Genomic DNA, 21,673 nt, shown 5'->3' on the forward strand with positions numbered 1-21,673 from the left:
TTTCCTGAATGCATCAACGGCAAATCCGATGCGGCTTCAACAAAACTGATTTTAAATTTAAACAGCCCCTGAGTAACGGCTTCAAACCGTCGAGTTATTAAAATCAGACTTTACCATATTAAAACGAATTTTGCACCCTGTTTACAGAGAGCGTAAAAAAACATTAAAAACAAAGGCCGTCTGAAAACCAAATGCATAGCTGCATCATTTTCAGACGGCCTTAATTCATGCCTGAACAACCCGACGCTTAGCGCCAGTAACGCCACCAAGGCATATCGTCAGATCGCCATTCGTGTTGCAAGAACGGGCTTTGCGGAAAGTTGGTTTCCAAAACGCGGCGTGTATCGGCAGCCAGTTGCGGCTTGTCCAGTTTTTTGTACGCCAATTCCATCATCGCCAAAGCTTCTTCGACGTAACGGGTATTTTGGTAACGGCTGACGATTTTTTGCGCACGGTTGGCTGCTGCGACATAAGCACCGCGTTTCATGTAATAACGCGCCACAGATATCTCGTTACCGCCCAACGCGTCCACCAGCTTGGCCATACGCTCGGTTGCATCGGCAGCGTATTTACTGTTTGGATAACGTTGAACCAACTCGGCAAACGCCTGATAAGCATCGCGGTTGGCTTTCGGGTCGCGGTCGGACCAGTCTTGAGAAGCCAGTTTGTTCAAGAAAGACTGGTCTTCGTTAAACAGGACCAAACCTTTCAAGTACAGCGCGTAGTCCATATTCGGATGTTGCGGATGATGGCGTTGGAAGCGCGCAATGGCAGCCAAAGCTTTTTCCGGCTCATCGTCTTTATAATAGGCATACGCCGTATCCAACTGGGACTGCTGGGCATAGCGGCCGTTTGGAAAACGGGATTCTAAAATTTCGTATAACTTGACAGCTCGCGTATAATTGTTGCTGTTCAATTCGTCTTGCGCTTCGGCATAAAGCTTTTCCACACTCCAATCTTGAGTAATTTGGGCGTCTTTATCGATTGTGCCTTTATTTGCGCAGGCACTCAGTGCCAAACCTAAAGAAACTACTAAAAGAATTTTTTTCATGCAGAATACTTCCTTTGATAACGAAGCCGATTATAGCGATGATTTAGACTTTCCGTCATCCCCTGAAACAGAAAGTTGTGTTAATTTGACCGTTCCGCTCGAAATGGCGGGCGGAAGGCTGGATGCCGTATTGGCCAAACTCATGCCCGACTACTCGCGCAGCCGCCTGAGTTCATGGATTAAAGAGGGTACAGTCATTGTAAACGATAAGCCCGCGCAACCCAAAGATAAAATGATAGGCGGTGAATTGATTGCCGTTACGGTACGTCCGAGCGAAGAAAACCTCGCGTTCACGCCCGAACCGATGGATTTGGACATTATTTATGAAGACGATACCGTCATCGTCATCAACAAACCGGCCGGATTGGTCGTCCACCCTGCCGCAGGCAACTGGAGCGGTACCCTGCTTAACGGCCTGCTGGCGCACTGTCCCGAATTAAGCCAAGTGCCGCGTGCGGGTATCGTACACCGTTTGGACAAAGAAACCAGCGGCCTGATGGTGGTCGCTAAAACCCTGCCGGCGCAAAACTCATTGGTTCAGCAGCTTCAAGAGCGTACAGTCAAACGCATTTACCGCGCAGTCGCCAACGGAATCGTCCCTTTTGACGGCAAAATCGAAACCCAAATCGGCCGCGATCCGCACAACCGCCTGAAAATGGCAGTCGTCAAATTCGGCGGCAAACCTGCCATTACCCACGTCAAAGTGTTGGAACGTTATCTGGCGCACAGCTACATCGAATGCTCGCTCGAAACCGGCCGCACGCATCAAATCCGCGTTCATATGCGCGAAGCCAACCATCCGCTGGCCGCCGACCCTGTTTACGGCAACCTGCGCCATCCATGCAGCGACGCAGTTAAAGAAGCCATCAAAGCCCTTGGTGCGCGTCAAGCCCTGCACGCCTACCGCTTGAGCTTTGTACACCCGAAAACCGGTGAAACCGTTTCCTTTGAAGCGCCTATGCCTGACGATATGTACCACCTGCTTTCCGTCCTGCGTCTGGAAGCCGGTTTGGATTCGTCCCTAAGCAACGAGGAAGAATGGCAAGAGAAATTCGGCATGGACGATGACGATGATTGGAATGAAGACGACTACGATGTCGAAGTCGTTTATGTAAGGGATTAAACCCATTTTTCAGACGGCCTAAAATATTATTTCAGGCCGTCTGAAATCAATCCGTTCCAATATTTCAGCGACTCAAAGATTATGAAAACCATCACAGATACCCTAAACCTCGCCCCGCAAGGCAAGAATTTTTTGACTGCCGACTGGCCTGCCCCTGCCAATGTTAAAACGCTTATTACCACGCGCAACGGCGGTGTCAGCGAAGGCGTATATCGCAGCCTGAATGTCGGTTCGCACGTCGGCGACAATCTGGAAGCCGTGCTCCGCAACCGTGAAATCGTACAGGAACAAGTCGGCCTGCCCGTTGCCTACCTCAATCAAATCCACAGTACCATCGTTGTAAATGCCGCCGAAGCGTTAGGTAATACGCCCGACGCCGATGCTTCGGTTGATGCGACGGGTACAGTCGCCTGCGCTTCGATGACTGCCGATTGCCTGCCTGTCTTGTTTTGCGACAAAGCAGGAACGGTGGTTGCGGCGGCTCATGCAGGTTGGCGTGGTTTGGCTGGCGGCGTTTTGCAAAACACCATTGCAGCAATGAATGTCGAGCCGTTGGAAATCATGGCCTATCTCGCGCCTGCCATCGGCCCTGATGCGTTTGAGGTAGGGCAAGATGTATTTGATGCGTTTTGCACCCCTATGCCGGAAGCTGTCGATGCGTTTGAAGACATCGGCGGCGGCAAATACCTTGCCGACATTTACGCTTTGGCACGCATGGTTCTGCACCGCGAAGGCGTGAACATGATTTATGGCGGCACCCATTGCACCGTCTTGGAACGCGATACTTTCTTCTCCTACCGCCGCGACGGACAAACCGGTCGCATGGTCAGCCTGATTTGGTTGGAAAAATAAAATTTGCACCATCAAAGACAAGGCCGTCTGAAATACTTTCCGTTTGCGATTTCAGACGGCCTAAACATTATTCGTTATAATCCGACGATACCGTAACCGGTTTCAACGAAGGAATATCCAATGAAAAAAATCCTATTGCCTGCACTCGCCCTATTGCTTGCCTCTTGCGGTTTCCACCTGAAAGGCACAGGCGTGACTTCTCAGCCGCTGCCTTATCAAAACTGGCATGTAGAAGGCGGAGCCGTCATGCAAAAAGCGCTGGAAAATGCCTTACGCCGTGCTGACGGCCATCCAGTTAGCGAAGCCGAATCACAAATCACCCTGCGCGTTGTCGACTTTCAAAAACGCCGCGACATCTACACCATCACCCGCGCCGCCGCAATCAACGAATACCTGCTGGCCATGACCATCAAAGCCCAAGCCTTCCGCAACAGCGAGCCGGTTGGCGAACCGATGGAAGTTAAGGTTCACCGTACCATGGACTACGCCGACAGCGAAGTTTTGGGCAAACAGGAAGAGGAAGAAACCATTTGGTCTGAAATGCGCATCGACGCCGCAGATCAAATCGTCCGCCGCCTGACTTTCCTGAAGGCGCAATAATGGCTGCCGCGCCCATTGAGAGCCTGCGCCCCGATACGCCGCTCAAACCGTTGTACATTATTCACGGCGAAGAGGATTTGTTGCGCATCGAGGCTTTGGATACGCTGCGCGCAGCCGCAAAAAAACAAGGCTATCTCAACCGCGAAGTCTATACCGCCGAAAACAATTTTGACTGGAACGAGCTGTTGCAAAGTGCCGGCAGCGCAGGTTTGTTTGCCGATTTGAAACTGCTGGAAATCCACATTCCCAACGGCAAACCCGGCAAAAACGGAGGCGATGCCCTGCAAACTTTCGCCGAACGCCTGCCCGAAGATACGGTTACGCTTATCCTCCTACCCAAGCTTGAAAAAGCGCAAATCCAGTCCAAATGGTTTTCTGCATTGGCAGGCAAAGGCATCGTCTTAGAAGCCAAAGCCGTTGCGCCACATGCTTTGCCGCAATGGATACAGGGCCGTCTGAAGCAGCAAGGTTTGGATATCGAACCTGAAGCACTTGCCCTTTTTGCCGAGCGCGTCGAAGGCAATCTTTTAGCCGCCCGTCAGGAAATCGAAAAACTCGCACTGCTCCATCCCAAAGGCCATTTGATCAATATTGCCGACGCAGAAGCCGCAGTTGCCACCGTTGCCCGTTTCGACGTATTCCAACTGGCCGGTGCATGGATGAAAGGCGATGCCCTGCGCGTTTCCCGCTTACTGGACGGTTTGGAAGAAGAAGGCGAAGAGCCGGTTTTGCTGTTGTGGGCGGTTGCCGAAGACATCCGCACTCTAATCCGCCTGATTGCCGCACTCAAGCAGGGACAAAACATCCAAAGCCTGCGCAACAGCCTGCGCTTATGGGGCGACAAGCAGACCCTTGCACCGATGGCGGCCAAACGCATTTCCATCAACCGCCTGCTCGACGCGCTCAAAACCTGCGCTAAAATCGACCGCATCATCAAAGGCGCGGAAGAAGGCGATGCATGGACCGAGTTCAAACAACTCGTTACCTCGCTGGCCGCTTGAAACCGTTGCCACGCGTCAAGAAACTTGCACGCAATACGCCCCAAAAACAGAAAATACTGTAAAATAGCGTAAACTCAAATTCAGGCCGTCTGAACCTCGCATTTCAGACGGCCTCTTCCAGCAAAAAACAAGGAAACACCAACCATATGGATAATAAAACCAAACTTCGCATCGGCGGTCTGGCCCTGCTGACCACTGCCGTATTAAGCCTCATCATCGTTCTGATTGTCGATTCATGGCCGCTGGCCATTCTGTTGGCCGTCATCATCGTGGCCGCTGCCGCAGGCGGTTTCGTTTGGACTTCACGCCGTCAGCAACGCCAATTCCTCGAGCGCCTGAAAAAATTCGACATCGACCCGGAAAAAGGCCGTATCAACGAAGCCAACCTGCGCCGTATGTACCACAGCGGCGGCCAACATCAAAAAGACGCGATTACCCTGGTTTGCCTGTCACAAAAATGTTCTGTTGACGAAGCGCATGCTATCTTCAAAAAACGTCCGACCCGTCAGGAAATGAACCAAATGGCTGCCCAACAGGCACGCGGTCAAAAACGTCCACATCGCTAATCCCGACAGTAACAGGCCGTCTGAACATCCTATCCCGTTTCAGACGGCCTGTTTTTATTGCCATCAAACCCATTTTCGTTTCCATCGCATTATGACCCGTCTTCCCACTGCCCCACTTAAACGCCGCCTCGCCGCACTGGTTTACGAACTTCTGCTGACCGGCGCCGTTACCAGCATTGCCGCCCTTGCAGCCGGTATTGTCGCCATCTTTTTCAATCCCGTTTCCACGCGCCTGTCCATGCTGGCAACCTGTCTGATTCTGTTCTACGCATGGTGGCTCTACTTCCGCGCCAACTGGCACAAAAAAGGCCAAACCCTCGCCATGCAAACATGGAAAATCGGCTTAGCCGATAAAAACGACACCCAGCCGCCCCTGCCTCAACTGCGCCTGCGCTTTATTTGGGCCAGCATTTTTATTGTTTTCATTCCCCTGCTTGCCTACGCCGGATTGCGTCATCTGCTCAATATACCGCCCAAAGGCGCATTCGGAGCCGCGCTCATCTGGCTCATCCTGCCATGGGGCTTCGCCCTGTTCCATCCCGACCGCCAATTCCTCTACGACTTCTTGGCCGGAACAAGGCTGGTGGATTTAAATCAGAAGAAAACAAACGAATAAAATTCGCAAGCATCTCAAGCTCTAAATGAAATAAAGGCCGTCTGAAACTCAAGATACGTTTCAGACGGCCTTTAATCATAAAATCAAGCAATGATTATTCTTGCCAACGTTTGAACACCAGCGAAGTATTGACGCCGCCAAAAGCAAAGTTATTGCTGACCACATAATCGGTTTGAATCTCACGTCCGCCAGTTTGGATGTAATCCACCTTGCCGCAACGCGGATCGATGTTTTCCAAATTGACAGTCGGCGCAAACCAGCCGTTGTTCATCATTTCAATGGTAAACCAGGCTTCCAATGCGCCGCACGCGCCGAGTGTATGGCCGAGATAGCTTTTTTGCGAACTCATCGGCACAAAACCAAATACCGCCTCAGTCGCCAATGTTTCGGCAATATCGCCTTTTTCGGTCGCCGTACCGTGGCCGCTGACATAGCCGACTTTATCAGGCGTAATACCGGCGTCTTTCAGCGCAAGCTCCATACATTTCTGCATGGTTTCTTTTTGCGGCTGGGTAACGTGGCTGCCGTCGCTGTTGGCACCATAGCCGACAAGCTCGGCATAGATTTTCGCACCGCGCGCACGGGCGTGTTCTAATTCTTCCAATACGAAAATGCCTGCGCCTTCGCCGATGACCAAGCCGTCTCGAGCGTTGTCGTAAGGGCGCGGCGTCAGCTCAGGTTCGCCGTTGCGGCGGCTGGCGGCATAAAGTGAATCGAAAACATAAACTTCGGACGGACAAAATTCTTCGCCGCCGCCCGCCAGCATCATGTCTATCATGCCGTATTTGATGGCTTCGTAGGCATAGCCTATGCCTTGGCTGCCGGACGAACACGCGCTCGAAGTCGGGATAATGCGGCCTTTCAAGCCGAAGAAAATGCCGATATTGGCGGCAGTCGTATGCGGCATCATACGCACATAAGTATTGGCGTTGAAATTACGCGATGTGCCGGTCAGCAGGAGCTCGCCCAAATCGCCGATGTCTTGGGTACTGCCGACAGACGAACCGCACGCCACGCCCATACGGCCGTCGGTAATGCTTTCATCACCCAACAAGCCTGCATCCGTCAGGGCTTGTTCTGCCGCATCGACACACAAATGCGATACACGCCCCATGCTTCTGAGCTGCTTGCGCGTCCAATGTTTGGGAGGAGAATAGCCTTCAATCGGCGCACCCAGTTGCGCTTCCAATTCAGGAAAGCGTTCGCTCCAGTCCATATGTTTGACTGCGTTTTTTTCGGCTTTAAAGGCCGTCTGAATACTTTGCCAATCACGGCCGAAGGCGGTAATACCGCCGATACCTGTTACAACGACTCTTCTGGTATTCAACACAAACCTCCGTTCACAGCAATCACTTGGCGCGTAATGTACGCCGCTTTTTCATCCATTAAAAAGCGCACCGCATGCGCCACTTCCTCGGGCAATCCCATACGCGCGGCAGGGACAGCCTTTAAGATTTCTTCGACAGGTACGTTCTCATCGATAATATCGGTATCAATAAGGCCCGGTGCCACGCAGTTGACGGTAATTTTGCGTTTAGCCAACTCAACCGCCAAGGCTTTTGCCGCGCCGATCAAGCCCGCTTTGGACGCGCTGTAATTGACCTGACCGCGGTTGCCCGTCAAACCGGATACCGACGCCATGCACACAATCCGTCCGGCTTTGCGGCGGCGGATCATCGGCATGGTCAAAGGGTGCAACACATTATAAAAACCGTCCAAATTGGTACGCAGCACCAAGTCCCAATCATCATCTGTAAATGCAGGAAACGCATTGTCTCGCGTCAGGCCGGCATTCAGCACCACGCCGTAATATGTGCCGTTTGCCTCAATGTCGGCAGTCAAAATTTCTCGGCAAGCTTCGCGGTCGGACACGTCAAACTGCAACACGCGCGCATTTCTACCCAATGCACGGATTTCTTCTGCAACGGCTTCCGCTTCATCGCGGCGGCTGCGGCAGTGGACGACAATATCAAAGCCGTCCTGCGCCAAACCAAGCGCGACGGCTTTGCCGATACCGCGATTAGACCCTGTAATTAAAATAGTTTCACTCATACGTTTTCTCACTATATCGACAGGCCGTCTGAATCTTTGTCTTTTCAGACGGCCTTGTAAACGGTTTAAATGACTTGACCGTCTTTCGGACTGTACACATTTAAAGAAGCTTTTGCCAGTAAACCGTCCGGCGGCAACAGATGCTTCACATCTTCCGGCGCATCCGTCCAGCGCAACTCGCAATCAAATACGCCCATGCCGCCCAAATCCTGAATGGACACATGCGCCCTGACTTCCAGCTCAGTACCGACAGGCACGGAATCGGCAAACAAATCCAGCTTGCGCGTTCCCAATAAAAAACCCAAGCGTACAGGCTCTCCGGCCTTTAAAGCCTCAATGCCTGCAAACGCGCCTATACCCTGCGCCATCAATTCCATATAAGCCATAGACGGCAACACGCCATCCTGCAGCAAAATATGCTTGTCGCCAACTGGCGCACAGCAAACCGTATAGTCATCGCCAAATTCTTTCACACAGTCGATAAGCACCATATGTCCGTTGTGCGGAAGTAGCGACGCCACATCATAAATCGGGGCACTCGGTATTGAAGGCATAAAATGTCATCCGGGAATAAATTACGTTACAATATGCATTATAACAGAGCCTAGCTTTTACTAACCCATTTCATTACAATGTATGAAAATGTAAAACATTGAAAGACATCATGCCTCAAAACGTTTGCCGTTTCAGCTTCAATATCGCCGCATGGCAGGCCTCCTCCAGCAAAATCAGTACGCCGGAGCAATGGCAGGACTGGGCACAGGGAAAACTCGATACCGCCTCCCTGCCGGAGTGCAAACCAGTGCTCTCCTTTTTGCCGCCTATGCAACGCCGCCGCTTGGGAAAAGCGGCGCGCTTGGTTTGTGATGCCGCATGGAATCTGGCCGACCAATATCCTGAAAGCGTCCCGGTGTACGTTTCGCACGACGGCGAAAGCAACCGCAGCTTTGAATTATGGCAAGAGCTTCTGAACACGCATACCGTCTCGCCGACCTCATTCGGCCTGTCCGTTCACAACGCGACGATTGGGCAATGGTCGATGTTGCGTAAAGACATGAGCGAACATACCGCGTTGGCCGTTGCCGCCGATTCCTTTGAAACCGCGCTGACTGAAGCATTCGCGCTTTTGCAAGACGGCGCGCCATCTGTTTTAGTGATTGTCGCCGATGATCCGTTGTCTGAAGACTATCCTGTCTTGGCTACACGTGCGCCGTTTGCCTATGCATTGGCACTGGTCATCACAAAGGGCGAAGACTATACCCTAAGCTTGGAAACCACATCCGCAAGGCCGTCTGAAAACCCTAACGATACAACAGTCGAGCCCTATTGGAGCAGCTTGGAGTGGGTACGCTTCCTGCTTTCAGACGGCCGACAACACACGCAACACTATGCCGGTAGAAACTGGTACTGGCAGAAAAACGCATGAAGACTTTAGACTATTTCCGTCGCTTTTTTGCCACACTCTTCGGCTTCATCCTCTTCGGCGTTGCAGGCGTATTGTTCAAAATCGCACTTTTGCCCTATACGCTCAAATCGACCAAAGGCGACATCAAACGCCAACTTGAAGCAAGACGCATGATAGGCAAAGTTTGGCGTTTCTTCGTCGGCTACCTGCAATGGTCGGGCGTATTGAGCGTCCGTTTCAACGGCTTGGAAAAACTCGGCAGGCCCGGCCAGCTCATTCTTGCCAACCATCCCTCGCTTTTGGATGTCGTCTTGCTGATCAGCCACTATTCCGAGCCAAACGTACTGGTAAAAAAAGACCTGCTGCACAACCCCAGCATGAAAAGCCAGATTATCGCTTCCGGCTACATCCCCAACGATGAAAGCATGGAAATGCTGGAAGAAATCGACGCCGTGTTCAAAAGCGGACAAAGTTTGCTGATTTTCCCCGAGGGCACGCGCACAGGTTGGGACGGACAGGTTAAAATGCACCGCGGCGCCGTATCACTCGGTTTGCGCAGTGCATCAGTCATCACGCCCGTGTGCATCAAGATGACGCCACCCAATTTTAAAAAAGGGCAACCGTGGTACAAAATCCCGCCACAAAAAATTCATTATGAAATTACCGTCGGCGACGACATCCTGCCGGAAGAATGGCTGGCAGAAAAACCCCTGCCCATCGCCGCACGCCGTTTAAACGAATACCTGCAAGACTATTTCACAAGGAAAACCACATGAGCAATTTAGAAAACCAAATCAAACAATTAATCATCGACAGCTTGGGCTTGGAAGACATTACCGTTGCCGACATCGGCAGCGAAGATCCACTTTTCGGCGACGACGGCCTGGGCCTGGATTCGGTTGATGCATTGGAACTTGGTTTGGCCGTACAAAAAACCTTCGGCTTCCAGCTCGACGGTGAAAACGACAACCTGCGCGAAAACTTCGCCAACGTCAAAACTTTAGCCGAGTTCGTCAAGAGCCGCCAAGCATAAGGGAGAGACAAGATGACCGAACAAGAAGTACGCACCCTGCTGACCGATGCACTGGTTAACCTGTTTGAAATCGAACCGGAACGCATCAAACCCGAAACCAACCTCTACGAAGATTTGGAAATCGACAGCATCGACGCTATCGACCTTATCGACCACATCAAACGCGAAACCGGCCGCAAACTGCAAGCCGAAGACTTCCGCAACGTGCGTACCGTAGAAGACGTGGTTCAAGCGGTCTTGAAAGTACAACAAGATTCCTGATTTTACTTTGAATCAGCATATTTTCAGACGGCCTTACCCACCGGCAAGGTCGTCTGAATATCAATAAACAACCTAATCATCAATCTTTCTCACTTATCCATAATATACAACTAACACCATGAAAAAATTCATTTCCCTACTGCTCTTACTCCCCGCCTTGTCTGCGCACGCTGAAATTTCCCTCATCAAAAAAATGACACATGCCGAGTGTATGCAAGTCATTCGTGATTCATTGGATATGTATAACGATATGGAGTTTTGTGAAAAAAACACGAACGAGGAAACTCAACGTAACGGGATGCTGGCATGGAATATGGCTGGATTTGCCAACAGCAAATCAGCAATGGCCCCTATCTGCCCAACGGTCAAAAAAATGACCAAACAAGAGCAGACTGAAATGTTTTCCCGCTATCCTAAATCTCATGAACCCAAAGAGGTTGCAAAATTCTGCACCTCGGAAAACCGTAACCGCATCGCCAAGCTTTATCCAAAATACTATAAGCTGCTCGTAGAACATGAAGCCTTTGAAAAAAATAAGGAAGAAAACGAATAATCCAAGACACCATCGACCTTATTGACCACATCAAATGCGAAACCGGCCGCAAACTGCAACTGGCAAACCTGCTCAAAGAACAATGATATTAATTGACTTCTCTCTTACGAAACAAAATATTTAATATCAAATCAATAATTTTCAACTGGAGAATTATAAATATGGAATCATCTTTATCATCGATCTTTATTGTTCTTGCATTGTTATCTACCGGTTTCCTATCTGGTAAATTTCTTGCACCACCCCTTCGACAAGTCCTACTCAAACCCTTGTCCTTTATTGTCCTGCTGCTGCTCTTTTTCATGGGCTATGAGTTCGGCGGCGTCTTTACCGACCCGAATCTGGGCGCGGACATCGTCAAATATGCCCTGCTGCTCGCACTGATTATCAGCGCGTTTACCTTGATTGCGCTTTATCGCAAACCCGAAGCCTCGACTGCTCCCACTCCATCGGGCAGCTTTATCAAACCCTTTTACGGCTGTTTCAAAGCCTTTGCTTTTTTCGGTTTGGGTGTCGCGGCATTTGCCTTTTTCGGGCGACAGGTCGGCAATCTGCCCATCGACAGCACCCATATCCTCTATCTGCTGATTTTCATGGTTGGCATGGACTTGGTTCATTTCCAGCTTGGCGGATTCGGACGTAGGATTTTCCTGCTGCCGCTTCTGACCGTTGCTGCAACCGCCGCCGCGTGTTTCGTTTTTTCGCTATGTTCGCCCTATTCGTTTGCCCAAAGCCTGGTATTGTCGGGCGGTTTCGGCTGGTTCTCCCTTTCGGGTCCTATGGTTGGAAAAGCGGTATCGCCCGAAATGGGTGCGGCAGCGTTTATGACCGATTTTTTCCGCGAAATGATCAGCATCGTCTTCCTGTATTTCTACGGACGAAAGCAGCCTATGGCGGCAATCGGCATTTCCGGCGCAGCGGCAATGGACTCCGCCCTGCCCTTTGTAAAAGAAAACTGCCGCGCCGAATACATCAAATACGCCGTCGTCAGCGGCTTTATCCTGACCCTTGTCGCACCGTTTTTTCTGTCCGCCGCCATTGCCATGCTGAACTGATCCTACTATTTTTCCAAACAACTTTCAGACGACCTCCCCCCCTAAAACCCAAAAGTCATCTGAAACCGAACACCATTATGAAAACACTGGGAAAATTCCTACTGACCCTTGCCAGCCTCGCCTATCCGCTTCTATGGTATTACGGCAGGGAAAACGGCGCATTTTTCTGGCTTGCTGCGGCCATGTGTGTGTTATGGCTGATACGCGCCGCCATGCCGCAAACCACAGCCCAACGCATTACGGCGATTATCCTTGCCGCCTTTTTTGCGGCGGTACTGGTTTTCAGACGGCCTGACTCGATGTATTGGTATCCCGTCGCCGTCAATGCACTGATGCTTGCCATTTTCGGCGGCAGCCTGTTTGCCAAACAAACCGTTATCGAACGCCTCGCCCGACTGCAACACCCCGACCTGCCGCCCGAAGGTGTGCGCCACACTCGACGCGTTACGAAAATCTGGTGCGCGTTCTTTATCTTCAACGGCGCAACCGCCGCCATTTTGGCAAGCTTGCAATATTACGATTGGTGGGCGGCTTATACAGGCATCGTGTCGTATGTGTTAATGGGAATATTATTTGCCGGAGAGTGGATTTATCGGAAATTAGTTTTGAAGGTTTAAACCATTAAAAATATTTCATCAATTATCAGCCTTTTGTAGACGGACAAAACGGCAAAACCGATCGGTTACTCCATTGCTTCAAAAGAAGTGAAAGCCATTCATTGGAAGAGTGGCAGGCAAATGATTACGAATTGGTACGCCAAACGACAAACAAACAATACGATGAATGCTTGGCCCAATTCAAAGAAGATACCAAGGCAAATACATCAAAATTATAAAACCTTAGAACCATCATGCACCTAACCCAAATTCTATCCCCCGACCTGCCCCAACACGACCTTATCGCTGCCCATCCGAATTGGACGCGTGCTGATTTCAACCGTGCGGTTTTTCATCTGTCAGGCCGTCTGAAACAGGCAGGCGTGCAAACGGCCGCGCTGTGGTTTGACGATGCCGCGCTGTTTGCCTGTGCCGTGTTGGCAGTGTGGCATTCTGGCGGAAAGGTTTTATTGCTGCCCAATTTGGCGCAAGACAATTTGGAGTGGGGAAAAACGGCAGAAGCGTTTTTAACGGATTCAACAGATAAAAAGCTGTCTTCAGACGGCCTGAACATCTGGCACTTGCCTGATGTATTGACTCAAACAGAATCGGAAGGACTGAGCACCTATCCTGAAAACCATCTGATTCCCGACCATGCCGAAGCATGGCTGAAAACATCAGGTTCCAGCGGTGAAGCGCAAATTATTGTGAAAACCGCCGCGCAGATGCAGGCAGAAGCCCTGACTTTGGCAAATACGCTGCCATTTGGACAACACGGTGAAACCGTGATCGGCAGCGTGATTCCGCAACATCTTTACGGCTTCACATTTCGCTTCGCACTCGCGCTGACAATGGGTTGGACTATGGAACGACAGCAGGCGGTTTATCCGGAAAACCTGCTTTCCAGCACGGCCGCACACGATAAAGTGGTTTGGATTGCCAGCCCGGCCGTACTCAACCGCTTGGGCGAAAACCGCAACTGGCAAAGTATCGGCCATAAAATTGCAGGCATTGTCTCGGCCGGCGGCGCGCTTCCTTCTGCCACGGCGGATTTGCTGCAACAGGCTGCCGTCCGCCCGTTTGAAGTTTATGGCAGTACCGAAACCGGCGTGATTGCCTCACGTTGCGAACGCCAAGAATGGCAGCCTTTCGAAGGCGTGGAAATCGGGCAAAACGAAGAAGGCGCACTTTGGGCTTCTTCGCCTTGGTCGCCCGAACGCCGCCAAACCGCCGATTTGATCGAGCCGCAAGATGACGGTTTTCTGTTACTCGGTCGCCAAGACCGCATTATTAAATTTGAGGACAAACGCGTGTCGCTGACCCAAATCGAACACGAACTTTTACAACACCCTTGGATTGCCGACGCCCACTGCGGCCGTCATCCGCAACACCAACGCATTGCCATATGGGCGGCATTGAACGCAGACGGTATCGCCGCCTTGCGTGAGAAAGGCCACGCTGCGGTCGCAGATACGCTCAAACGCCATCTGGCCGCCACGCAGGACACCATCGCCCTGCCGCGTTACTGGCGTTTTACTGACAGCCTGCCGCGCAATGCCCAAGCCAAAATCGCCGCGGCAGATTTTCAGATGGCCTTTACCGTTGCCCAAACTTCTCCCGTTTGGTCGAAAACATCATCTGACGATAAAACCAATACCGAAACTTTTATCGGCCGCGTGCCTTTGGATTTGGTTTATTTCGGCGGCCATTTTGCCACCTTCCCGCTGGTTCCCGGCGTGGTCGAGCTGCAATGGGTGCGCAACCTAATCGCGCCCCAGCCATGGGGCAAACAGCGCGTCATCCGCATCGAAAATCTAAAATATCAGCAGTTTATCCGTCCTCACGATGAAGTGTCGGTAGAGCTGAAATTTGATGAAGGTAAAAACAAACTGAGCTTTAAAATCAACAACGGAGAGCATCCGTGTGCATCAGGACGGATTGTGTTTGAGGCCGTCTGAATATACCTATTAACTTTTTAGTGGAAAACCAACAATATGCAACTCTTCCCTGCCCTAGAACAACGCTATTCCCACGAACACCAGTCCGCAGGCGAGGCTCAACGTCTGGCTCAAGAAATCGCTTTTGCACCGATTGTGTTCCAAGTTTCTCGCCTGATGGTGAAATTTGGCATTCTGGATTTGCTGAACGACCATCCAGACGGCCTCACTCAAGCTGACATCGCCGAAAAAGCGAAAATCAGCAACTACGCGGCACAAGTCCTGCTGGAAGCCTCGCTGTCTATCGGCACTGTCTTGACTCGCGACAACCGCTATTTCATCAGCAAGGCCGGTTGGTTTGTCCTCAAAGACAAAATGGCCCGCGTCAACATGGATTTCACGCAAGAAATCTGCTACCAAGGCATGTTTGATTTGGAAAAAACCCTGCAAACCGGCAAGCCCGAAGGCCTGAAAGTATTCGGCGACTGGCCGACCATTTACGAAGGCTTGTCTTCATTGCCAAGCATCGCGCAGGAAAAATGGTTTGCATTCGACCATTATTATTCCGACAACTCCTTCGCAGAAGCACTCAACACCGTGTTCGCCAAACCGGTTAAAAAACTGCTCGATGTCGGCGGCAATACCGGCCGCTGGGCGGAACAATGCGTCAACCACAATGCCGAAGTCGAAGTAACCATCATGGATCTGCCGCAACAAATCGGCTTGATGCGCGAAGCGACCAAAGGCAAAAACGGTGCGGACCGTATCCACGCCCATCCGGCCAACCTGCTTGATCCTGAAATTCCGTTCCCAACCGGTTTTGACGCGATCTGGATGAGCCAATTCCTAGACTGTTTCACCGAGGAACAAGCTACCAGCATTCTTCAACGCGCCGCTGCATCTATGAGCGAAAACACCAGCCTCTACATCATGGAGCCTTTCTGGGACAGACAACGCTACGAAACCGCCGCCTACTGCCTGACCATGACCAGCCTGTATTTCACTGCCATGGCCAACGGCAACAGCAAAATCTTCCACTCTGAAGACCTAATCCGTTGCGTCGAAAAAGCCGGATTGAAAGTAGCGGAAGTTTCAGACGGCATCGGCCGCGGCCACAGCATCTTGCGCTGCGTTAAGGCCGTCTGAACATCATCTTTTAAACCCTAAAAATAAACCGACCCCAACAACCATTTCGGCTATCGGGGTCGGTTTGTTTTTAGGTATCAGCCTTAAAACATCAACCGCGCAACATCCATACTGCGCACACTAACGCAATCGCCACCGACAAAGCGGCAAGCAGTTGTCCCACTCCGGCCAACTTAGGCTGCTTGGCATCGATGGTTTTAAAGCCGCTCATCATTGGCGTAATCAAATCCTGTTTTTTCACAAAGCGATACAGCAAAACAGCCGCGATATGTACACCCGCCAAAACAGCTAAAACATTAAAGAAATTGACATGGATTTTTCGCGCCAGCGTACCGGCGTGTTCGCTGACCAAATGATTTAAAAAGCCGGAATTGGTAAACGTATTTTCATCGGCGGCAAATAAACCTGTAGCCGTCTGAAAAACCAAGGCGGCCAATAAAGCGATGACCATCAGCGCGCCCAAAGGATTGTGGCCGACCAATTCGTCTTCAGACATTCGGCCTTGCGTGTAGCGGCGGATTTCGGAAAACGGGCGCACAAATTGGCTGAATTTTGCCGTATCGCTACCCCAAATCCCCCAGCACAAACGAAAAGCCACCAACGCTAGCATCAACAAGCCGCCGCGCAAGTGCCATATCAGCATATCGCCGCCTTGGGTTGCGCTGTACCACATGAATCCCATCAATAACACCAAGAGCCAATGGAACAGGCGCGTAGGTGCATCCCAAACTTTTATTTTTTGCTTCATTACCTTTTACTTTCTGATTTAAAATTAAATTTCTTATCTTGGAAGGTTACGCCATGCAGCCCATCTACACGCTTCCCGAATCGCTTCAAGCTTTTCAGACGGCCTTAGCATTTCCCGACGTATTCCACCCCCGCGCACAAGAATCGCACAAAGGCACATACGGCACGCTTGCCATTATCGGCGGCGCAACGGGAATGAGCGGTGCAGTGGTTTTGGCAGCTACAGCCGCCATGTATCAAGGATGCGGCAAGGTTTGGGCAGGCTTCAACCAAGCCATGCTGCCTTTTGCCATTATTCCCGAACGCCCTGAAATTATGCTCGCTACTGCGACCCAATTGATGGAGCGCAACGATGTCAGCGCACGCGTAATCGGTTGCGGCTTTGGTTTGGACGGATTATCAGAGCATCTGCTGCCCCAAATACTGTCTACACACCACGACCGGCCTTTATTGCTCGATGCCGATGCTTTAACACTGCTTGCCCGTTCTCCCGAATTGGCCGAACGCCTCAAATTGTACAAACATATCATCTTGACACCTCATCCGGCCGAAGCCGCCCGCTTACTCGGCACCGATACCCAATCAGTTCAAGCCGACAGGCAAAAAGCCGTAACCGAAATCAGCCAAAAATATGGCGCGACTGTCGTATTGAAAGGCCATCATACATTAGTTGCCGCAACTGACGGCATGACCTATACCAACACCAGCGGCAATGCCGGTTTGGCCACCGCCGGCAGCGGCGATGTCTTGAGCGGCATTATCGGCAGCCTACTGGCACAAGGCATTCCGACATTCCAAGCCGCCTGCGCCGGCGTATGGCTGCACGGAGCGGCAGCCGATGTTATCAAACACAGCGGCAAAATCGAAACCGGTATGCTCGCCGGAGAAATCGCACCTGCCGCCCGATGGCTGCGCAATATTTTATCAAAAGAATAATGCCGTCTATATCATAAATACAAATTGCAGGCCGTCTGAAAATCAATCTCTATTTTCAGACGGCCTGGTTTATTTTTAAGTCATTTTGCAAATTAAGGTTAAGGCGTGTATCCTTGATTTCCCTTAAAAACAACTTCACAACATATTATCATGAGTATCTTCAATAAAATCAGCAACTTTATTGGAAAAACATTTTCCCTTTGGGCTGCGCTCTTTGCCGGTATCGCTTTTTTCTCACCCGATACCTTCAAATGGGTCGGCCCTTACATTCCTTGGCTTCTGGGCATCATCATGTTCGGCATGGGCTTGACCCTCAAACCTTCCGACTTTGACATTTTGTTCAAACACCCCAAAGCCGTCATTATCGGCGTGATTGCCCAATTTGCCATCATGCCTGCAACTGCCTATCTGCTGGCGAAACTGTTGGACCTGCCTGCCGAAATCGCGGTTGGTGTGATTTTGGTCGGCTGCTGCCCGGGCGGTACGGCTTCCAATGTAATGACTTATCTGGCGCGCGGAAATGTGGCTTTGTCGGTTGCCGTTACATCGGTTTCTACTCTGATTTCCCCATTGCTGACCCCTGCTATCTTCCTGATACTTGCCGGTGAAATGCTGGAAATCCAAGCGGGCAGTATGTTGATGTCCATCGTCAAAATGGTTTTGTTCCCCATCGTTTTGGGCTTGATTGTCCATAAAGTCTTGGGCAACAAAACTGAAAAACTGACCGACGCGCTGCCGCTGGTTTCCGTTGCCGCCATCGTGCTGATTATCGGCGCGGTAGTCGGCGCCAGCAAAGGCAAGATTATTGAAAGCGGCCTGCTGATTTTCGCGGTTGTCGTACTCCACAACGGCATCGGTTATCTGCTCGGCTTCTTTGCCGCCAAATGGACCGGCCTGCCTTATGATGCACAAAAAACGCTGGCCATCGAAGTCGGTATGCAAAACTCAGGCTTAGGCGCCGCGCTTGCCGCCGCACACTTTGCCGCCGCGCCGGTTGTTGCCGTTCCCAGCGCGTTGTTCAGCGTGTGGCACAATATCTCCGGCTCACTCCTGGCAACTTATTGGGCAGCCAAAGCCGATAAAAATAAAGAATCCTAAACGTCTTTAATCATAAGGCCGTCTGAACAGGGATAAACGAAATCAACGATTTCTGCCTTACCTGTTCAGACGGCCTTTATTTTGAAATCAAGCAGGATTATTGTTTCACTGCTTCGATTTGGATATTGATGTTAACTTTTTTGCTCATACCGGCACTCACCAAATAATCCAAGCCCCATTTGGTACGGTCGATGGTGGTGCTGAAGTCGCCGCCACACACTTCTGCTTTTGCCATCGGGCTTTGGTAGCAGTTGAATTTGTCAGCTTTGAGTTTCACCGGCGCAGTTTTGCCGTTCATGGTCAGATTGCCGTCAACGGAAAGCAGTTTTTTGCCGTTGAAATTGAATTTGGTGGATACAAAACGGATTTCAGGGTATTTGTCTGCATTGAAAATATCGGCAGATTTCAAATGTTGAGTAAAGCGATCTGAACCGGTTTGCAGTTTGGACAAAGGCAATACGATATCGATTGAGCCTTGGCGTTTGGCACGGTCAAATTCCAAATTACCGGTCAAACCATAAATACCGCCGACGTTGGTGCTGGTGTTGAAATGGTCGATGGCAAAGCGGGCATTGGCATGGAATTCGTCCACTTTATAAACAGCGGCAGACGCAGCAGAAGCCAATATGGCCGAACACAATGCAAACATGATTTTTTTCATCGTCTTATCCTTAGAAATGTGAGAAGTTCCCTATCATATCACTTTTTGACACCAACATCTTTTGCAACTGGGAAAGACAGCGTTTCATCCAAGAAAACTTCAGGCCGTCTGAAAGAATGAGCAGCAAATTCAGGTGAAGCAAATACAGTTTAGTTTTATTACAAAATAGCGTGCTTCATCGCTCGTAATTGGTATAAAATAGCCAGTTATTTCTACAACGGGCCGCCAACCAACCAGCCTATTTCAGACGGCCTCAGCATAAAACAAAGGAACAAAAATGCCTGAATACCGCTCCAAAACCTCTACCCACGGCCGCAATATGGCAGGTGCGCGCGCATTGTGGCGTGCGACCGGCGTAATGGAAACCGACTTCGGCAAACCGATTATCGCCATTGCCAACTCCTTCACCCAATTCGTCCCAGGCCATGTGCACCTGCACAATATGGGCCAACTGGTTGCCCGTGAAATCGAAAAAGCCGGCGGCATTGCCAAAGAATTCAACACCATTGCCATTGACGACGGTATCGCCATGGGCCACAGCGGTATGCTCTACTCCCTGCCCAGCCGCGACCTGATTGCCGACTCTATCGAATACATGGTGAATGCCCACTGCGCCGACGCGCTGGTGTGCATTTCCAACTGCGACAAAATTACCCCGGGCATGCTGATTGCCGCCATGCGCCTGAACATTCCGACCATCTTCGTTTCCGGCGGCCCTATGGAAGCCGGTAAAGTTATCGGAGTTGCAAACATTCAACCCGAACGCCGTTTGGACTTGATTGACGCCATGATCGAATCGGCTGACGACAATATCAGCGACAAGCAAGTCGAAGAAGTCGAACAAAACGCCTGCCCGACTTGCGGCTCCTGCTCAGGCATGTTTACCGCTAACTCCATGAACTGCCTGACCGAAGCACTCGGCCTTTCCCTGCCGGGCAATGGTTCATACTTGGCGACCCACGCAGGCCGCAAAGAATTGTTCCTCGAAGCCGGCCGCATGATTGTCGAAATCACCAAACGCTACTACGAACAAGACGACGAAACCGTGTTGCCGCGCAGCATTGCCACCAAAAAAGCGTTTGAAAACGCCATGACCATGGACATTGCCATGGGCGGCTCTACCAATACCATTTTGCACCTGTTGGCCGTTGCCAACGAAGCCGGTGTCGATTTCAAAATGGCAGACATCGACCGCCTGAGCCGCGTTGTACCTTGCATCTGCAAAACCGCGCCAAACAACCACGACTACTACATGGAAGACGTGCATCGCGCAGGCGGCATCTTCGCTATCCTGAAAGAATTGGACAAAGCAGGCAAACTGCACACCGACGTGTACACCATCCACGCGCCGACACTGAAAGATGCGATTGAAAAATGGGACGTGACCAACCCTGAAAACACCCATGCCATCAAGCGTTTCAAAGCGGCTCCCGGCGGCGTGCGCACTACTCAGGCGTTCTCGCAAAACCGTATGTGGAAAACCCTAGACCTCGACCGCGAAAAAGGCTGTATCCGCGATGTCGAACATGCCTACTCGCAAGACGGCGGCTTGGCAGTATTGTTCGGCAACATTGCCGAGCGCGGTTGCGTAGTGAAAACCGCAGGCGTGGACGAGAGCATCCTCAAATTTACCGGCCGCGCCCGCGTATTTGAAAGCCAAGAAGATGCAGTAGAAGGCATTTTGGGCAACCAAATCGTGGCAGGCGATATCGTCATCATCCGCTACGAAGGCCCTAAAGGCGGCCCGGGCATGCAAGAAATGCTGTACCCGACTTCTTACCTGAAATCCAAAGGTTTGGGCAAAGCCTGTGCCCTCCTGACCGACGGTCGCTTCTCCGGCGGTACTTCCGGTCTGTCCATCGGCCACGCTTCGCCTGAAGCGGCAGAAGGCGGCGCCATCGGTTTGGTACACGAAGGCGACACCATCGAAATCGATATTCCAAACCGCAGCATCCACCTTGTCATTTCCGATGAAGAGCTTGCCGCACGCCGTGCCGAAATGGAAGCACGCGGCAGTAAAGCGTGGAAACCGGAAAACCGCGACCGCCACGTCTCCGCAGCCCTGCGTGCCTACGGCGCGATGGCGACTTCCGCCGACAAAGGCGCAGTACGCGACGTATCGCAAATCGAACGTTAATTAACCTGACTTAAGGCCGTCTGAACGCTTTCAAGTGTTTCAGACGGCCTTCATTCAAACGGACAAATATGGACAAATTCATTTTAGCGATGATTGGCATGGCCATTGCCCTCTTGATTATTATTGGCGGCGGATTTATCGCTGTCGAATATTTCAAATCCCATCCTGAAGCATTCCAAGTCAAGCCGCTATCAAAATAATCATTTAACGGCATGAGTTTCAAGGGGGAAAGAGCCGTAGCTCAAGG

At 51.1% G+C, this 21,673-nt stretch carries 25 protein-coding genes; 19 read left to right on the forward strand and 6 right to left on the reverse strand.

Annotation, left to right across the window (positions count from 1 at the left end):
• Nucleotides 1-247: 247 nt before the first annotated feature.
• Nucleotides 248-1,051, reverse strand: a complete 804-nt coding sequence (locus ACTHSN_RS04085) for an outer membrane protein assembly factor BamD (protein ID WP_003680807.1) — start codon at nt 1,049-1,051, stop codon at nt 248-250.
• Between ACTHSN_RS04085 and rluD the strand changes: the two genes are divergently transcribed.
• The 6 genes from rluD (at nt 1,050) to ACTHSN_RS04115 (ending at nt 5,809) form a co-directional block, all read left to right on the forward strand.
• A complete protein-coding gene (rluD, locus tag ACTHSN_RS04090) occupies nt 1,050-2,174 on the forward strand; it encodes a 23S rRNA pseudouridine(1911/1915/1917) synthase RluD (protein ID WP_440365097.1) in 1,125 nt (374 codons plus the stop codon). The two genes, ACTHSN_RS04085 and rluD, sit on opposite strands and share 2 nt — an antisense overlap.
• Before the next feature lie 81 nt (nt 2,175-2,255).
• Nucleotides 2,256-3,026: a peptidoglycan editing factor PgeF gene (gene pgeF, locus ACTHSN_RS04095; protein ID WP_107810891.1), complete on the forward strand. Its 771-nt coding sequence runs from the start codon at nt 2,256-2,258 to the stop codon at nt 3,024-3,026.
• Between the two features lie 120 nt (nt 3,027-3,146).
• The gene (locus ACTHSN_RS04100) at nt 3,147-3,626 is read left to right on the forward strand and encodes an LPS-assembly lipoprotein LptE (RefSeq protein WP_070461764.1); all 480 of its coding nucleotides are present in this window, start codon (nt 3,147-3,149) and stop codon (nt 3,624-3,626) included.
• The gene (gene holA, locus ACTHSN_RS04105) at nt 3,626-4,627 is read left to right on the forward strand and encodes a DNA polymerase III subunit delta (protein ID WP_070461763.1); all 1,002 of its coding nucleotides are present in this window, start codon (nt 3,626-3,628) and stop codon (nt 4,625-4,627) included. Before ACTHSN_RS04100 ends, holA begins: the two co-directional genes overlap by 1 nt.
• Nucleotides 4,628-4,773: 146 nt before the next feature.
• Entirely contained in the window at nt 4,774-5,193 is a 420-nt protein-coding gene (locus ACTHSN_RS04110; RefSeq protein ID WP_003746427.1) for a hypothetical protein, read from the forward strand.
• A 91-nt stretch (nt 5,194-5,284) separates the two neighbouring features.
• Nucleotides 5,285-5,809 carry an RDD family protein gene (locus ACTHSN_RS04115; protein WP_440365098.1) on the forward strand — a complete coding sequence of 175 codons (525 nt, stop codon included), beginning with the start codon at nt 5,285-5,287 and terminating at the stop codon, nt 5,807-5,809.
• A 94-nt stretch (nt 5,810-5,903) separates the two neighbouring features.
• On the opposite strand, the gene ACTHSN_RS04120 is transcribed toward ACTHSN_RS04115, so the two are convergent.
• The 3 genes from ACTHSN_RS04120 to ACTHSN_RS04130 all read right to left on the reverse strand — a co-directional run bounded on the left by ACTHSN_RS04120 (nt 5,904) and on the right by ACTHSN_RS04130 (nt 8,415).
• Nucleotides 5,904-7,139 carry a beta-ketoacyl-ACP synthase gene (locus tag ACTHSN_RS04120; RefSeq protein WP_070461762.1) on the reverse strand — a complete coding sequence of 412 codons (1,236 nt, stop codon included), beginning with the start codon at nt 7,137-7,139 and terminating at the stop codon, nt 5,904-5,906.
• Nucleotides 7,133-7,861 carry a 3-oxoacyl-ACP reductase FabG gene (fabG, locus tag ACTHSN_RS04125; RefSeq protein WP_003746422.1) on the reverse strand — a complete coding sequence of 243 codons (729 nt, stop codon included), beginning with the start codon at nt 7,859-7,861 and terminating at the stop codon, nt 7,133-7,135. Before fabG ends, ACTHSN_RS04120 begins: the two co-directional genes overlap by 7 nt.
• A gap of 65 nt (nt 7,862-7,926) precedes the next feature.
• On the reverse strand, nt 7,927-8,415 hold the full coding sequence (locus ACTHSN_RS04130; protein WP_168160499.1) for an ApeP family dehydratase: 489 nt from the start codon (nt 8,413-8,415) through the stop codon (nt 7,927-7,929).
• Nucleotides 8,416-8,525: 110 nt separating this feature from the next.
• On the opposite strand from ACTHSN_RS04130, the gene ACTHSN_RS04135 reads away from it, so the two are divergent.
• The 9 genes from ACTHSN_RS04135 (at nt 8,526) to ACTHSN_RS04175 (ending at nt 15,847) form a co-directional block, all read left to right on the forward strand.
• Nucleotides 8,526-9,287 carry a beta-ketoacyl synthase chain length factor gene (locus ACTHSN_RS04135; protein ID WP_070461760.1) on the forward strand — a complete coding sequence of 254 codons (762 nt, stop codon included), beginning with the start codon at nt 8,526-8,528 and terminating at the stop codon, nt 9,285-9,287.
• A complete protein-coding gene (locus ACTHSN_RS04140; RefSeq protein ID WP_049344240.1) occupies nt 9,284-10,042 on the forward strand; it encodes a lysophospholipid acyltransferase family protein in 759 nt (252 codons plus the stop codon). The genes ACTHSN_RS04135 and ACTHSN_RS04140 overlap by 4 nt, the downstream gene beginning before the upstream one ends.
• Entirely contained in the window at nt 10,039-10,299 is a 261-nt protein-coding gene (locus ACTHSN_RS04145; protein WP_003680822.1) for a phosphopantetheine-binding protein, read from the forward strand. Before ACTHSN_RS04140 ends, ACTHSN_RS04145 begins: the two co-directional genes overlap by 4 nt.
• Nucleotides 10,300-10,311: 12 nt before the next feature.
• Nucleotides 10,312-10,560: an acyl carrier protein gene (locus ACTHSN_RS04150; protein ID WP_003680823.1), complete on the forward strand. Its 249-nt coding sequence runs from the start codon at nt 10,312-10,314 to the stop codon at nt 10,558-10,560.
• A gap of 118 nt (nt 10,561-10,678) precedes the next feature.
• A complete protein-coding gene (locus tag ACTHSN_RS04155; RefSeq protein WP_101755195.1) occupies nt 10,679-11,113 on the forward strand; it encodes a hypothetical protein in 435 nt (144 codons plus the stop codon).
• 269 nt (nt 11,114-11,382) lie between these two features.
• A complete protein-coding gene (locus ACTHSN_RS04160) occupies nt 11,383-12,168 on the forward strand; it encodes a lysine exporter LysO family protein (protein WP_101755194.1) in 786 nt (261 codons plus the stop codon).
• A 77-nt stretch (nt 12,169-12,245) separates the two neighbouring features.
• On the forward strand, nt 12,246-12,785 hold the full coding sequence (locus tag ACTHSN_RS04165; protein ID WP_107769003.1) for a septation protein IspZ: 540 nt from the start codon (nt 12,246-12,248) through the stop codon (nt 12,783-12,785).
• Nucleotides 12,786-13,018: 233 nt separating this feature from the next.
• On the forward strand, nt 13,019-14,722 hold the full coding sequence (locus ACTHSN_RS04170) for an AMP-binding protein (RefSeq protein ID WP_070461756.1): 1,704 nt from the start codon (nt 13,019-13,021) through the stop codon (nt 14,720-14,722).
• A gap of 36 nt (nt 14,723-14,758) precedes the next feature.
• Nucleotides 14,759-15,847, forward strand: a complete 1,089-nt coding sequence (locus ACTHSN_RS04175; protein WP_070461755.1) for a class I SAM-dependent methyltransferase — start codon at nt 14,759-14,761, stop codon at nt 15,845-15,847.
• 91 nt (nt 15,848-15,938) lie between these two features.
• On the opposite strand, the gene ACTHSN_RS04180 is transcribed toward ACTHSN_RS04175, so the two are convergent.
• A complete protein-coding gene (locus ACTHSN_RS04180; protein WP_070461754.1) occupies nt 15,939-16,595 on the reverse strand; it encodes a cytochrome b/b6 domain-containing protein in 657 nt (218 codons plus the stop codon).
• A gap of 53 nt (nt 16,596-16,648) precedes the next feature.
• Between ACTHSN_RS04180 and ACTHSN_RS04185 the strand changes: the two genes are divergently transcribed.
• Nucleotides 16,649-17,530 carry an NAD(P)H-hydrate dehydratase gene (locus ACTHSN_RS04185; RefSeq protein ID WP_070461753.1) on the forward strand — a complete coding sequence of 294 codons (882 nt, stop codon included), beginning with the start codon at nt 16,649-16,651 and terminating at the stop codon, nt 17,528-17,530.
• 150 nt (nt 17,531-17,680) lie between these two features.
• The gene (locus ACTHSN_RS04190; RefSeq protein WP_070461752.1) at nt 17,681-18,628 is read left to right on the forward strand and encodes a bile acid:sodium symporter family protein; all 948 of its coding nucleotides are present in this window, start codon (nt 17,681-17,683) and stop codon (nt 18,626-18,628) included.
• A gap of 97 nt (nt 18,629-18,725) precedes the next feature.
• On the opposite strand, the gene ACTHSN_RS04195 is transcribed toward ACTHSN_RS04190, so the two are convergent.
• Nucleotides 18,726-19,289, reverse strand: a complete 564-nt coding sequence (locus ACTHSN_RS04195) for a YceI family protein (RefSeq protein WP_070461751.1) — start codon at nt 19,287-19,289, stop codon at nt 18,726-18,728.
• A gap of 277 nt (nt 19,290-19,566) precedes the next feature.
• Here ACTHSN_RS04195 and ilvD point away from each other — a divergent pair, with 277 nt between their 5' ends.
• Together ilvD and ACTHSN_RS04205 are read left to right on the forward strand one after the other, a co-directional pair.
• A complete protein-coding gene (gene ilvD, locus ACTHSN_RS04200) occupies nt 19,567-21,426 on the forward strand; it encodes a dihydroxy-acid dehydratase (protein WP_440365099.1) in 1,860 nt (619 codons plus the stop codon).
• A 68-nt stretch (nt 21,427-21,494) separates the two neighbouring features.
• Nucleotides 21,495-21,626 carry a hypothetical protein gene (locus ACTHSN_RS04205; RefSeq protein WP_256388404.1) on the forward strand — a complete coding sequence of 44 codons (132 nt, stop codon included), beginning with the start codon at nt 21,495-21,497 and terminating at the stop codon, nt 21,624-21,626.
• The last annotated feature ends 47 nt before the right edge of the window (nt 21,627-21,673 follow it).

This window comes from Neisseria sp. P0009.S010, from assembly GCF_051958545.1.
In the GTDB taxonomy this organism is placed as follows: Bacteria; Pseudomonadota; Gammaproteobacteria; order Burkholderiales; family Neisseriaceae; genus Neisseria; species Neisseria subflava_A.

What these genes read in the sequence shown, in the direction of transcription:
- rluD (WP_440365097.1), top strand. Translation starts at nt 1,050, where the DNA reads ATGCAGAATACTTCCTTTGATAACGAAGCCGATTATAGCGATGATTTA.
- ACTHSN_RS04085 (WP_003680807.1), bottom strand. Translation starts at nt 1,051, where the DNA reads ATGAAAAAAATTCTTTTAGTAGTTTCTTTAGGTTTGGCACTGAGTGCC.
- pgeF (WP_107810891.1), top strand. Translation starts at nt 2,256, where the DNA reads ATGAAAACCATCACAGATACCCTAAACCTCGCCCCGCAAGGCAAGAAT.
- ACTHSN_RS04100 (WP_070461764.1), top strand. Translation starts at nt 3,147, where the DNA reads ATGAAAAAAATCCTATTGCCTGCACTCGCCCTATTGCTTGCCTCTTGC.
- holA (WP_070461763.1), top strand. Translation starts at nt 3,626, where the DNA reads ATGGCTGCCGCGCCCATTGAGAGCCTGCGCCCCGATACGCCGCTCAAA.
- ACTHSN_RS04110 (WP_003746427.1), top strand. Translation starts at nt 4,774, where the DNA reads ATGGATAATAAAACCAAACTTCGCATCGGCGGTCTGGCCCTGCTGACC.
- ACTHSN_RS04115 (WP_440365098.1), top strand. Translation starts at nt 5,285, where the DNA reads ATGACCCGTCTTCCCACTGCCCCACTTAAACGCCGCCTCGCCGCACTG.
- fabG (WP_003746422.1), bottom strand. Translation starts at nt 7,861, where the DNA reads ATGAGTGAAACTATTTTAATTACAGGGTCTAATCGCGGTATCGGCAAA.
- ACTHSN_RS04130 (WP_168160499.1), bottom strand. Translation starts at nt 8,415, where the DNA reads ATGCCTTCAATACCGAGTGCCCCGATTTATGATGTGGCGTCGCTACTT.
- ACTHSN_RS04135 (WP_070461760.1), top strand. Translation starts at nt 8,526, where the DNA reads ATGCCTCAAAACGTTTGCCGTTTCAGCTTCAATATCGCCGCATGGCAG.
- ACTHSN_RS04140 (WP_049344240.1), top strand. Translation starts at nt 9,284, where the DNA reads ATGAAGACTTTAGACTATTTCCGTCGCTTTTTTGCCACACTCTTCGGC.
- ACTHSN_RS04145 (WP_003680822.1), top strand. Translation starts at nt 10,039, where the DNA reads ATGAGCAATTTAGAAAACCAAATCAAACAATTAATCATCGACAGCTTG.
- ACTHSN_RS04150 (WP_003680823.1), top strand. Translation starts at nt 10,312, where the DNA reads ATGACCGAACAAGAAGTACGCACCCTGCTGACCGATGCACTGGTTAAC.
- ACTHSN_RS04155 (WP_101755195.1), top strand. Translation starts at nt 10,679, where the DNA reads ATGAAAAAATTCATTTCCCTACTGCTCTTACTCCCCGCCTTGTCTGCG.
- ACTHSN_RS04165 (WP_107769003.1), top strand. Translation starts at nt 12,246, where the DNA reads ATGAAAACACTGGGAAAATTCCTACTGACCCTTGCCAGCCTCGCCTAT.
- ACTHSN_RS04170 (WP_070461756.1), top strand. Translation starts at nt 13,019, where the DNA reads ATGCACCTAACCCAAATTCTATCCCCCGACCTGCCCCAACACGACCTT.
- ACTHSN_RS04175 (WP_070461755.1), top strand. Translation starts at nt 14,759, where the DNA reads ATGCAACTCTTCCCTGCCCTAGAACAACGCTATTCCCACGAACACCAG.
- ACTHSN_RS04180 (WP_070461754.1), bottom strand. Translation starts at nt 16,595, where the DNA reads ATGAAGCAAAAAATAAAAGTTTGGGATGCACCTACGCGCCTGTTCCAT.
- ACTHSN_RS04185 (WP_070461753.1), top strand. Translation starts at nt 16,649, where the DNA reads ATGCAGCCCATCTACACGCTTCCCGAATCGCTTCAAGCTTTTCAGACG.
- ACTHSN_RS04190 (WP_070461752.1), top strand. Translation starts at nt 17,681, where the DNA reads ATGAGTATCTTCAATAAAATCAGCAACTTTATTGGAAAAACATTTTCC.
- ACTHSN_RS04195 (WP_070461751.1), bottom strand. Translation starts at nt 19,289, where the DNA reads ATGAAAAAAATCATGTTTGCATTGTGTTCGGCCATATTGGCTTCTGCT.
- ilvD (WP_440365099.1), top strand. Translation starts at nt 19,567, where the DNA reads ATGCCTGAATACCGCTCCAAAACCTCTACCCACGGCCGCAATATGGCA.
- ACTHSN_RS04205 (WP_256388404.1), top strand. Translation starts at nt 21,495, where the DNA reads ATGGACAAATTCATTTTAGCGATGATTGGCATGGCCATTGCCCTCTTG.